Origin of the sequence: Roseomonas sp. GC11 (genome assembly GCF_024437745.1) — a bacterium.
In the GTDB taxonomy this organism is placed as follows: Bacteria; Pseudomonadota; Alphaproteobacteria; order Acetobacterales; family Acetobacteraceae; genus Pseudoroseomonas.
Genome location: NZ_JANFNY010000047.1, coordinates 1 through 11,098, shown reverse-complemented (window position 1 = coordinate 11,098; position 11,098 = coordinate 1). Strand labels below are relative to the sequence as shown.

Genomic DNA, 11,098 nt, shown 5'->3' with positions numbered 1-11,098 from the left:
ACCTGCTCCCCGGCCACGCTTGGCGACGAGGCCCTCCGGCTTCACCTGGATGACGAGCTTCGCCAGGTCGAACAGCACGGCCTAGCGGAAGCGCATCTCTGGGTGCTGGGCGAGGGGTATCGCCAAGTTGGCGGGCTTGCCGGCGCAGTCCAGGCCACGCAACCGAAACGGGTGGCGACGCCCACCTGCCCCATTTATGCCGGCCACCGGTTCCCAGCCGAGATCATCAGTTACGCCGTCTGGCTCTACTTCCGCTTCCCTCTGAGCCTGCGGATGGTGGATGAGCTCCTTGCCCGGGGCGTCACGGTCAGCCACGAGACAGTGCGGCAATGGGTGCTCAAGTTCGGCCAGACCTTCGCCAACCAGATCCGGCGCAGGCTGCCCTATGTTGGTGACAAGTGGCACCTGAATGAGGTCGTAATCAAGATAGCCGGTGTGACGCATTGGCTCTGGCGCGCGGTGGATCAGGATGGGGTCGTGCTCGACATCCTCGTGCAGCGTCGACGCGATACGACGGACATGAATTCCTTTCCTCTTCAAGATATCCATCCGGGTGAATGACGAGCTCTACAGATTGGCAACGCTTTAAGCTCGTTAGTAACAACTGATAGTTTAGCGGCATCGTGAATCTGGCACTCCCAGATCTCGAACACACGCCATCCGGTGGCCTCCAACGCGGCGCGGTTCCTGGCGTCGCGGGCCCGGTTCTCGGCGAACTTGCCTTGCCAGAACTCCAGCCGGCTCTTCGGTGTCCGGGTCAATGGGCAGGCTGGATCGGGGTGCCGGTGCCAGAAGCACCCCTGCACAAAGACGGCGGCCTTGCGTGACGGGAAGACAATATCCGGTCGCCCCGGGAGCCGCTTGTCGTGCAGCCGGTATCGCAATCCAGCCTTGTGGAAGGCCCGCCGGACCCGTAGCTCCGGCTGGGTGTCCTTGCCCTTGATCCGCGCCATCTGAGTGCTGCGGGCGGGATCCACCGGCGCGGCGGGATCAGTCTTCCGGGCCACTTGCCTCGTCATCCCTGGGCCCGAGCACTTTGTCGCCCACCGGAGGTTCCGCGTCGTTCACCGCAGGTGGTCCCTCATCCTGCCGGAATGCCATCAGCACCTCCTCGAGCAGCATGGCGTGATCACGCCGCGGCGGCGTCTCCCGCAGGGTCTTCTCGATCCGCCGCTGGATTTCGTCCAAGCTGAGCGAATCCTGCAAGCGCGGATCGGCCGCCCAAGCACGACCGGGATGCACCACATCCCAGGGCGAGCGCTTGTTCGCGCGCGTGGTCGCCGCGTCGCCGTGCTTGCTCATGCCCCAGCAGGCCTTGGTCTCAGAGTTCCACAGCGGCCAGAACATCTGGATCAGGTGCTTCTCGGCGACTAGCTGCGCGTTGGTGGAGCAGACCAGCCTACGGCACCAGAAGTCCTCGAGCCTGAGCGGATGCAGGTGCGCGGGGAAGTCCGGTTCGGCGGAGGCGCGCGCCGCTGTGGCGATGGTACCGGCGTGCTCGGTGAGGCGTCCTGTCAGCCTCGGCCCCTGCTCGCGGGAGGTGCTGGCATCGTCCTTGGAGGGATCCGCCTTGCCGACATAGATGGGGGTCTCGGTGCCGCTGATCCCCGCGTAGAAGGGATGGTCGCCACGATAATAGATGGCGTAGACCCCGGATCCATAGGCAGGGCGCACCTCCGCGATTGGCATGAGCGGCTGGGCGAGCAGCGCCAATGAGACCATGCGGCCCACGGTCTTCGGATCGGAGGGATCGAAGCTCGCGCGGGGCATGCCGATCGGATCCGTCTCCGATCGGACCGCCTCCACCGCCTCGGCGTGCCTGGCCAGGCCGTCCCGGATGCGACGCACCACATGCGGGGTCGGCTCGTCGCCGGCGACGCGCAGCACGTCAGAGAGGGCGCGCTCCAGCGCGGCGAGGGCGGCTTTATCGGGAGGCAGGGCCATGCGCGGGGCGGCGTTCTTCGAGCTAGAGGAGTCGGGAGCGCCAAGGGTAGGGCCTGAATCGGCGAAGAACAAACCCAGGCTTGCCCGCCTCAAGCCGCCTGGCGGCCCTTCAGCTCCACGCTCGTCAGCATCTCCTTGAGCCATCGACCAGCTGCTTCCCCGAGCTGGGCGGGAACCGCATTGCCGAGCTGCCGCATGCTCTCCGTCCAGGAGCGCGGAAAGGCGTAGTCGTCCGGCAGGCCAACCAGGCGCGCGGCCTCGCGCGTGGTGAAGTAGCGGACGGTGCCGTCCTCCTTCACCATCATGTTCTCGCCGCCCGGAACCCCATGATCCCCGGCCTTCAGTGCCTTGGAGGGCAGGTCCAGGGGACTCCCGGTATGGCCCGGATAGACCCGCGCACCCGGTTGCGGGATGTGGTTGTTCCGGCCGTTCGGCTCACCGAGTCCATTCAGGGCGTCGCGCACGGTCATCCAAGGCTTCCCGGCCGGTGGCTCCTTCAACAGCCGCAGGCGCGCGACCCGCGCCAGGTCGCGCGAATCGGCCGGCTCCGATTGCGGCTTCATCCGGTGCCGCTTCCAGTAGTCCCCCGTGATAAACTGATCCCAGAGCAGGCGGTCGCGGGAGTGGGTGGGTGTCATGGTGGCGGGCGCGATGCCCAGGTGGGCAGCCACACCGAAGATCAGCACGCGGTGCCGGATCTGCGGCGCGCCATAGTCCGCCGCGTTCACAACCTGCCACAGGACGCGGTACTCCTCGCCGCCCTGGAACTGGCTGAGGCGCTCCAGGTGACCGGCGTAGGTCTCGCCCTCCCCCCGCGGCAAGCCGGGATGGGTGAGATGCAACACGATCCAGTCCAGGTAGCTGCGGAACCTGGGACCGGTGAGATTGCGCACGTTCTCGAACAGAAAGCCGTCGGGGCGCGCCTCGCGAATGGCGCGGATGGCCTCGGGCCACATGTCGCGATCATCCTCGTGGCCACGCTTCTTGCCGCCGATGCCGAAGGGCTGGCAGGGCGGGCCGCCGGAGATCACCGTGAGTGTGGAGGCGAGGGGCTGCCAGTCGATCTGCCGCACGTCCTGGATCGCGGAGACCGGCCAGGAGGCGACGTGCTCAACCCCCTTCGCCTTGTTGTGCTTCACCGTCTCCACGGCGTCATGGTCGTACTCAGCCATGAGGGCGTGCTCGTACCCGGCCCGGGACATCCCCAGCGCCAAGCCGCCACAACCCGAGAACAGCTCAGCGCTGCGCATGCTGGGGATCCAGCATCAGCGGCAGCATTGGGCCACCATTCTCTTGCTCGATCAGGCGCTCGGCGGCGCGGCGGACCAGCCAGGCGACCGTCATGCCCTGCTTGCGGGCGATCCGCGCCAGCTCGTCATGCTGGCTCTTGCTCAGCGTGACGCTCACCCGATGCGCGTCTCGGCCATCCTTGCCCAAGGTTCCCACTCCACAGCTGCAGTCCGCGGCACTCCGCGGCTCATAAGCTAGCATGGATCCTCCAACATATGAACAAGCTTCCGCGCGAGGACTGACCGGAGACCATTTAGAACATATCAAGAACAAGAACTGGAGCAAGAGGTCACCTCTGCGGCTCTGAACCGAGCTCGTGCGCATTGAGGGAGATGAGCACCGGAAAGCACGAAGGGCGCCCCAATCGAGGCGCCCTTCGGACTAGCGATGGTGGATCTGGTACCACAGCCAGCTCGTGTGGTTCTCTGGGACTAAGCGGCCATCTTCTGGGCTTCAGCCGCCTCCAACTTCTTTTTCAGTGACACGAGGCCCGAGCGTGGCTCAAGGCCGACCTGATCACAGAGCTGATAGCGCACAAGGTCGGCGAGATGTCGCGGGTGTTCGGAGCGAGTTGGAGATGGCCGGCGTCCTGACCCGCCCTGGGTTCCCCGGAGGCTGATTGGTTTGGATCATGCGGCCAGGGCTGGTGCATCCCTCGCAGCATAGTAAGGCGCCCAGGCTTCGGCGGGAGGAACGTTTACGATCGGCTCGAGGAGACGGTGGTTGTTGAACCAGGCCACCCGCTCGAGGGTGGCGTATTCAACGGCCTCCAGCGACCGCCATGGGCCGCGGCGGCGGATGACCGGGCTTCGTCGAGGCCATCGCCACGCGGTTCTGGTGCATCGAGCGCGGGGCTCCGCTGGAAACCAAGGAGCCAGGGCATTTCTTCGAGGCCACTCTGGCAGAATAGGCCATGCGGAAAGGCCACCTCTCTGAAACGGTGGTGGGGCCATTCCTCTGCGGCGGCAGGCTGAACTCGGCCTCGACCGCGAAAAGCCATCCGCCTGAGCTTACCCAAGGAGGGGAATGCACCTCCGCCGGAATTTTTCCGCCCTGCCATATCGGCAGACCCACCCCCAGCCTCTTTGGGGCACGGGGGGGGGAGTTTTGGCAATTTTGGCAGTTTTGGCAGAGGCGGCAGCGGCAGGCTGAAAGGTATCGTCCCGCTCGGGTCCGCCAGGAACGGACACCTCATGGCCCCGAGCACAGCCCACAGGCCCTGCCCGGGCGAGTGATCGCGTGCATCAAACCGAAAGTGGGCCTGATGGCGGCAACCGCCCCGGTGACGTAAGCCGAACTGAGGGCAGGGCAGGCCCGAAGCCAGTATCAGGAGCGGCTGACAGATAGGGTGGCGTGGATGATGGCGAGGGCGGAGGACCCCGAGGAAGCCGTCAGCACGCGCTGCCAGAAGATGAGGCGGCTGGGCCTCTGGCCGGAGCGGATCTATCCGGGGAGGCAGGCCCTGAACGCCGCATGGCAGAGCTTCTGGCCGGAACCATGATATGGCCCGCCTCTCCGCATCTGGCGGTTCCGTCGCAGAGCGGGGGAGCGCAGGCGAGCCAGGTGCCGGACATGGTAGAGACTGTCCAGGAGACGGCGCTGGAGGAGGCGCTGTCGATGGCCTTTGCCGATGCGCAATCTGCTGTAACCAGCCCGGCGAGGCCAGTGCGCCACCCCTTCGGCCGATCCGCACCTCCGCCAGGGTATGGCAGGCCGCTTTCCCATCGCGACCTGAGCCAGGGCACGGGGATGCGAGAAACCCCTTGCCTGGCATCACCCTCCCCGGCCAGGGCCAGGGGAGAAGCCTCGCTCCAGCCGTCTCATCACGGCTCACCACAGCGCGTGGGAAGTGTGGGGTATAATGTGGGGTGAGGTCGGGCCGAAAAAGAAAAAACCCTTCAATTTGAAGGGCTTATAGGGCAAAAATGGCGTCCCCAACGGGATTCGAACCCGTGTTACCAACGTGAAAGGCTGGTGTCCTAGGCCTCTAGACGATGGGGACAAGGCCATTTTGCCGGCCGGTCTGCGATGCATCACCGGGGCGGGCGCTTACTAGCCCAGCGCGGCCGGAGCGTCCAGCCCCGGCCACCGCTTTCCTGTGGAAAATCGCCTGAAATCAGGCGGGCGCGCCATCCTGAACGTGCAGGCCGGGCGTCACCGTGCCGTTCCAGGCCTCGGCGCGCAGCGTGCCGGCCAGATGCACCGGCGCGCCCCGGCTGTTCAGCAGCAGCTCGGCCAGTGGCCCGTCCTTGGCACGGAAGCAGATGGCCTTCAGCCTTCCCCCCCCCTCCCCTTCCAGGAAAGCGCGCACCGCCTGCCCCTCCTTGCCCACCCGGTCGGCGCGCGCGACGCGCACGCGGGGGAAGACGAAGCAGGGCTCCTCATTCCCGGCGCCGAAGGGGCCGAGGCGCGCCACCTGGGTCGCCAGCTCCGCCGTGGCGGCGGGCAGGCGCAGCGTGCCATCCACCACCAGGTCGGCGCTGCCAGGCAGCGCGGCGGCATGGGCCAGGCGCTCGTTCAGGAAGGCGTGGAATTCCTCGCGCCGCTCCACCCGGAAGGAGAAGCCCGCGGCCATGGCATGCCCGCCGCCGGTCTCCAGCAGGGCGGATTGCCGCGCCGCGATCACCGCGGCCCCCAGATCCACCCCCGGCACCGAGCGGCCCGAGCCCTTGGCCATGCCCTCCGCCATGCCGGCCACGCAGGTCGGGCGGTTGAAGCGCTCCTTCACCCGCCCGGCGACGATGCCGACCACGCCGGGATGCCAGCCCTCGCCGCAGATCAGCAGCACGGGGTGGCCGGCGGCGGCCTGCTCCTCCGCCTGGGCGAAGGCGGCGGCCAGGACCTCGCTTTCCACCTCCTGGCGGCGGCGGTTCACCAGATCCAGCCGCTCGGCCATCACGCGGGCTTCCACCGGGTCGTCGCAGGCCAGCAGGCGCAGGCCCAGATCCGGCTCGCCGATGCGGCCCGAGGCATTGATGCGCGGCCCGAGCAGGAAGCCCAGCGTATAGGCCGAGGGGGCGTCGCGCGCCTGGGCCACCTCCAGCAGGGCGGCGATGCCGGCGCGCTCGCCGCGCGCCATCACCTTCAGCCCCTGGGTGACGAAGGCGCGGTTCAGCCCCGTCAGCGGCATGACGTCGCACACCGTGGCCAGCGCCACGAGGTCGAGCAGGCCGAGCAGGTTGGGCTCGGCCCGGCCCTCGAAGAAGCCGGCGCGGCGCAGCGCGCGCAGCGTCGCCACCGCCGCCATGAAGCTGACGGCGGCGGCGCAGAGGTTGCGCAGGCCGGAGCCGCAGTCCAGCCGGTTGGGGTTCACCGCGGCGGCGATCTCGGGCACCGGGCCTTCCGCCTTGTGGTGGTCCAGCACCACCACATCGGCCCGCCCGCGCGCCGCCTCCAGCGCCGCATGGGCGGCGATGCCGCAATCGACGCAGACGATCAGCGTCGCCCCGCCGGCGCAGAGCGTGGCGATGGCGGCGGCATTGGGGCCGTAGCCCTCCTTCAGCCGGTCCGGCACATAGTGGCGCACCGGGCAGCCGAGATCGCGCAGGAAGCGCAGCATCAGCGCGCCGGAACAGGCGCCATCCACGTCATAATCGCCGAAGACGGCGACCGACTCCCCCGCCTGCACGGCGCGCGCCAGGCGCTCCGCCGCGCGGTCCATGTCGAGCATGACCGAGGGGTCGGGCAGCAGGGCGCGCAGCGTCGGCTCCAGGAAGAGCGCCGCCTGCTCCACCCCCACCCCACGCGCGGCGAGAAGCTGGCCGAGCAGTTCCGGCAGGTCGAGGCGCTGGGCGATGGCGAGGCCGATGCGCGCATCCGCCTGCCGCCACACCCAGCGCCGCCCGAGCGCCGAGCGGGAGACGCCGAGCACGGCCTCCCCCGCGGGTTCCACCGCCAGCCCCCCGGACGGAACCGCGTCAGCCGACAAAGGCGCTGGGCTTCAGGGAGAAGTTGTGGTGCGCCTCGATGTAGCGGACCGTGCCGGTCTTGCTGCGCATGATGATCGAGTGGGTATAGGCGGCCTGGGCGTTGATGCGGACGCCGCGCAGCATCGGGCCGGTGGTGACGCCGGTGGCGGCGAACATGACATCGCCCTTGGCCATCTGCTCGGCGGTCAGCTTGGCGTGCGGGTCGGTCAGGCCCATGCCGCGGGCGCGCTCGATCTGGCCGTCATCCTCATAGATCAGGCGGCCCTGCATCTGCCCGCCGATGCAGCGCAGCGCGGCGGCGGCCAGCACGCCCTCCGGCGCGCCGCCGGAGCCGAGATAGAGATCCACCCCCGTCTCCGGCTGCGACACGGCGATCAGGCCGGCGACATCGCCATCCGGGATCAGCATGATGCGCGCGCCCGCCTCGCGGCAGGCGCGGATGATCTCCTTGTGGCGGTCACGGCCGAGGATGCAGACGACGAGGTCGTTGATCTCGCACTTCTTCGCCCGCGCCAGCTCGCGCAGGTTCTCGTCCGGGCCGGCGTCGAGATCGACGATCCCCGCCGGCAGGCCGGGGCCGACCGCGATCTTGTCCATGTAGATGTCCGGCGCGTGCAGGAAGCCGCCATCCTCCGCCACGGCCAGGGTGGCGATGGAGTTCGGCCCGCCGGTGGCGCAGATATTCGTGCCCTCCAGCGGATCGACGGCGATATCGACCTTGGGGCCGCCGCTGCCGATCTTCTCGCCGATGTAGAGCATCGGCGCCTCGTCCATCTCGCCCTCGCCGATGACGACGGTGCCGCTGATGGCGACCGTGTCGAAGGCGCGCCGCATGGCGTCCACCGCCGCGCCGTCGGCCGCGTTCTTGTCGCCCCGCCCGATCCAGCGGCTGGCGGCGAGCGCCGCCGCCTCGGTCACGCGGACCAGTTCCAGGGCAAGGTTGCGGTCAACGGGTGTGGTGTCGCGCACGGTCATTCCTGTCTCTCCGGTCTCAGCGGCTCAAAGCGTTTCGATGCGGATCAGCGCCGGCGGCTCGATCACCGCCTCCAGCGCGCCGATGCGCTCCAGCGCCGCCCGCATGGCGGATTCCCGGCAGGCATGGGTGGTGAGCACCACCGGCACCGCCTCGCCCGGCGCGCGGCCGCGCTGGATCATGGATTCCAGGCTGACGCCGTGGTCGCGCAGGATGCCGGTGACATCGGCGATGACGCCGGGCCGGTCCAGCACCATCAGGCGCAGGTAGTAGGCGCCGTGGTGGCTGTCCATCGGCTGGGCCGGGCTGGCGGCCAGCGCGCTGCCCGCCGCGCCCCAGACGGGGGTGAGGCGCCCGCGCGCGAGGTCGATGAGGTCCGCCGCCACCGCGCTGGCGGTGGGGCCGGCGCCGGCGCCCCGGCCCTCCAGCACCAGGCGGCCCACCGCGTCGCCCTCGGCCACCACGGCGTTGAACACGCCGTCCACGCGGGCGATCGGGTGGCTGGCCGGCACCATGGCCGGATGCACGCGCACGGCCACGCCCGCCTCGCCCTGCTCGGCGATGCCCAGCAGCTTGATGCGGTAGCCGAGTTCGCCCGCCAGCTTGATGTCGAGGGCAGAGATGGCGCGGATGCCCTCCACATGCACCTCGGGGAAGGCGACGGGGCGGCCAAAGGCCAGGGCGGCGAGGATGGCCAGCTTGTGCGCCGCGTCCACGCCATCGATATCGAAGGAGGGGTCGGCCTCGGCATAGCCGAGCTTCTGCGCCTCGGCCAGGACATCGGCGAATTCGCGGCCCTGCTCGCGCATGCAGGTCAGGATGTAGTTGCAGGTGCCGTTGAGGATGCCGGTGACGCGGCGGATGCGGTTGGCCGCCAGCCCCTCGCGCAGCGCCTTGATGGCGGGGATGCCGCCGGCCACCGCCGCCTCATAGGCCAGGGCCACGCCCTTCGCCTCGGCCGCGGCGGCCAGCGCCGTGCCGTGCAGCGCCAGCAGCGCCTTGTTGGCGGTGACCACCGGCTTGCCGGCGGCGATGGCGGCCTCGACCAGCGCGCGGGCCGGGCCCTCGCTGCCGCCGATCAGCTCCACCACCACATCCACCTGCGGATCGGCGGCCAGGGCCTGCGGGTCCTCATACCAGCGCAGCCCGTCGAGGGAGACGCCGCGGTCGCGGCCGCGGTCGCGCGCCGAGACGGCGGTGACGACGATGGGGCGGCCGGCGCGGGCGGCGATCAGCGCGGCATTGTCGCGCAGCAGGGTGAGCAGCCCGGCGCCGACCGTACCCAGGCCGGCGACCGCGACGGAAAGCGGACGGGTCATTCTTTCACCAGTTCAGCGGAGGCGAGTTCGGCGGCCTCGGAGGCGGGGCCGCCATTGTCGGTGGCCAGGAAGCCGCGGATGCCGCGCAGCGCCTGGCGGATGCGGTGGGTGTTCTCCACCATGGCGATGCGCACATGGGTGTCGCCATGCTCGCCGAAGCCGAGGCCGGGGGCGACGGCGACCTTCGCCTTGGCCAGCAGCAGCTTGCTGAAGCCCACCGAGCCGAGATGCCTGTAGCGCTCCGGGATCGGCGCCCAGACGAACATGCCGGCCTCGGGCACGGGCACGTCCCAGCCCGCCTGCTTCAGCCCCTTCACCAGCACGTCGCGGCGCTCGCGGTAGAGCTTCCGCATCTCCTCCACGCAGTCCTGCGGGCCGTTCAGCGCGGCGACGGAGGCGACCTGGATGGGGGTGAAGGCGCCGTAGTCGAGATAGGACTTCACCCGCGTCAGCGCCGCGATCAGGCGCCTGTTGCCGGCGGCGAATCCCATGCGCCAGCCGGCCATGTTGTAGGTCTTGGACATCGAGGTGAACTCGACCGCCACATCCTTCGCCCCCGGCACGGCCAGGATGGAGGGCGGCGCCGCGTCGCCGTAATACAGCTCCGCGTAGGCCAGATCGGAGAGGACGAAAATCTCGTGCTTCTTCGCGAAGGCGACGATCTCGCGATAGAAATCCAGGCTGGCCATCAGCCCCGTCGGGTTCGAGGGGTAGTTGATGATCAGCGCCGTGGGCTTGGGCACGGAATGGCGCACGGCGCGGTCCAGCGCCTCCAGCATCGCCTCGTCCGGCGTGTGCGGGATGGAGCGCACCGAGGCGCCGGCGATGATGAAGCCGAACTGGTGGATCGGGTAGGAGGGGTTGGGCACCAGGATGGTGTCGCCCGGCGAGGAGATGGCGGAGGCCAGGTTGGCCAGCCCCTCCTTCGAGCCGAGGGTGGCGACCACCTCCGTCTCCGGGTCCAGCTCCACATTGAAGCGGCGGGCATAATAGCCGGCCAGGGCGCGGCGCAGGCCGGGGATGCCCTTGGACGCCGAATAGCCGTGGGTGGTGGGGTTCTGCACCGCCTCCACCATCTTCGCCACGATGTGCGGCGGCGTCGGGCTGTCCGGGTTGCCCATGCCGAGGTCCACGATGTCCTCGGCCCCTGCACGCGCGCGGGCCTTCGCCTGGTTCACCTCGGCGAAGACATAGGGCGGCAGGCGGCGGATGCGGTGGAATTCCTCGGTCATTTCTTTAGTCCGTGTGAATCGGGGCCGCGACCATAGAGCAGATGGCAGGCCCGCGGAAACAGCGGCGCAACGGCGGGCTGGGTTGCGGCGGGGGCGCGGGCGGAAGCCAAAGGACGAAGGCCAAAGGGCGAAGGCCAAAAGGCAAAGGGGGAGCGCACTAGAGGCGCGGCGGCGGCGGCACGGCGCCCAGAGAAGGAGGGGTAGGCGCCAGCATCTCGGCCGGGGGCGGGGGCGGCGGCGCACCGGGATCGGCCGGCAGGGCGGGCACGGCGCCGGGAGAGAGGCCAGGAGAGAGGCTGGGCCCGCTTCCCCCGCCCCGGGCAGGCGGCAGGCCCGGCGCCTCGGGCCGCACCGGCGGCGCGGCAGCCAGGCGCGGCGGCGCCGGCGGCGCGGCGGGGACCAGCCCCACCC

General features: G+C 69.5%; 8 protein-coding genes, 1 tRNA gene and 3 pseudogenes. 1 reads left to right on the top strand and 11 read right to left on the bottom strand.

Features of this window, described 5'->3' with window-relative positions:
• Positions 1 to 171 precede the first annotated feature (171 nt).
• A pseudogene (locus NON00_RS15195) lies at positions 172 to 531 on the top strand (IS6 family transposase); the annotation flags it as partial.
• A gap of 5 nt (positions 532 to 536) precedes the next feature.
• On the opposite strand, the gene NON00_RS15190 reads toward NON00_RS15195, so the two are convergent.
• The 11 genes and pseudogenes from NON00_RS15190 to NON00_RS15140 all read right to left on the bottom strand — a co-directional run.
• Entirely contained in the window at positions 537 to 1,019 is a 483-nt protein-coding gene (locus NON00_RS15190) for a very short patch repair endonuclease (protein ID WP_256022498.1), read from the bottom strand.
• The gene (locus NON00_RS15185; RefSeq protein ID WP_256022497.1) at positions 991 to 1,944 is read right to left on the bottom strand and encodes an Eco29kI family restriction endonuclease; all 954 of its coding nucleotides are present in this window, start codon (positions 1,942 to 1,944) and stop codon (positions 991 to 993) included. Before NON00_RS15185 ends, NON00_RS15190 begins: the two co-directional genes overlap by 29 nt.
• Before the next feature lie 89 nt (positions 1,945 to 2,033).
• Positions 2,034 to 3,194 carry a DNA cytosine methyltransferase gene (locus tag NON00_RS15180; RefSeq protein ID WP_256022496.1) on the bottom strand — a complete coding sequence of 387 codons (1,161 nt, stop codon included), beginning with the start codon at positions 3,192 to 3,194 and terminating at the stop codon, positions 2,034 to 2,036.
• Entirely contained in the window at positions 3,181 to 3,351 is a 171-nt protein-coding gene (locus NON00_RS15175) for a CopG family transcriptional regulator (protein ID WP_256022495.1), read from the bottom strand. The genes NON00_RS15180 and NON00_RS15175 overlap by 14 nt, the downstream gene beginning before the upstream one ends.
• A 512-nt stretch (positions 3,352 to 3,863) precedes the next feature.
• Positions 3,864 to 4,046, bottom strand: a pseudogene (locus NON00_RS15170) (IS3 family transposase); the annotation flags it as partial.
• Between the two features lie 1,114 nt (positions 4,047 to 5,160).
• Positions 5,161 to 5,236 (bottom strand) — tRNA-Glu (locus NON00_RS15165).
• A gap of 114 nt (positions 5,237 to 5,350) precedes the next feature.
• Positions 5,351 to 7,126 carry a single-stranded-DNA-specific exonuclease RecJ gene (gene recJ / locus NON00_RS15160; protein ID WP_256022494.1) on the bottom strand — a complete coding sequence of 592 codons (1,776 nt, stop codon included), beginning with the start codon at positions 7,124 to 7,126 and terminating at the stop codon, positions 5,351 to 5,353.
• 25 nt (positions 7,127 to 7,151) lie between these two features.
• Positions 7,152 to 8,138, bottom strand: a complete 987-nt coding sequence (gene glpX, locus NON00_RS15155) for a class II fructose-bisphosphatase (protein WP_256022493.1) — start codon at positions 8,136 to 8,138, stop codon at positions 7,152 to 7,154.
• A gap of 24 nt (positions 8,139 to 8,162) precedes the next feature.
• Complete coding sequence (locus NON00_RS15150; protein ID WP_256022491.1) at positions 8,163 to 9,455, bottom strand: homoserine dehydrogenase; 1,293 nt, start codon at positions 9,453 to 9,455, stop codon at positions 8,163 to 8,165.
• On the bottom strand, positions 9,452 to 10,687 hold the full coding sequence (locus NON00_RS15145) for an LL-diaminopimelate aminotransferase (RefSeq protein WP_256022490.1): 1,236 nt from the start codon (positions 10,685 to 10,687) through the stop codon (positions 9,452 to 9,454). The genes NON00_RS15150 and NON00_RS15145 overlap by 4 nt, the downstream gene beginning before the upstream one ends.
• A 157-nt stretch (positions 10,688 to 10,844) precedes the next feature.
• A pseudogene (locus tag NON00_RS15140) lies at positions 10,845 to 11,098 on the bottom strand (hypothetical protein); the annotation flags it as partial.

Excerpts from the sequence above, each read along its gene's own strand:
- NON00_RS15190 (WP_256022498.1), bottom strand. The coding sequence starts at position 1,019 with ATGACGAGGCAAGTGGCCCGGAAGACTGATCCCGCCGCGCCGGTGGAT.
- NON00_RS15185 (WP_256022497.1), bottom strand. The coding sequence starts at position 1,944 with ATGGCCCTGCCTCCCGATAAAGCCGCCCTCGCCGCGCTGGAGCGCGCC.
- NON00_RS15180 (WP_256022496.1), bottom strand. The coding sequence starts at position 3,194 with ATGCGCAGCGCTGAGCTGTTCTCGGGTTGTGGCGGCTTGGCGCTGGGG.
- glpX (WP_256022493.1), bottom strand. The coding sequence starts at position 8,138 with ATGACCGTGCGCGACACCACACCCGTTGACCGCAACCTTGCCCTGGAA.
- NON00_RS15150 (WP_256022491.1), bottom strand. The coding sequence starts at position 9,455 with ATGACCCGTCCGCTTTCCGTCGCGGTCGCCGGCCTGGGTACGGTCGGC.
- NON00_RS15145 (WP_256022490.1), bottom strand. The coding sequence starts at position 10,687 with ATGACCGAGGAATTCCACCGCATCCGCCGCCTGCCGCCCTATGTCTTC.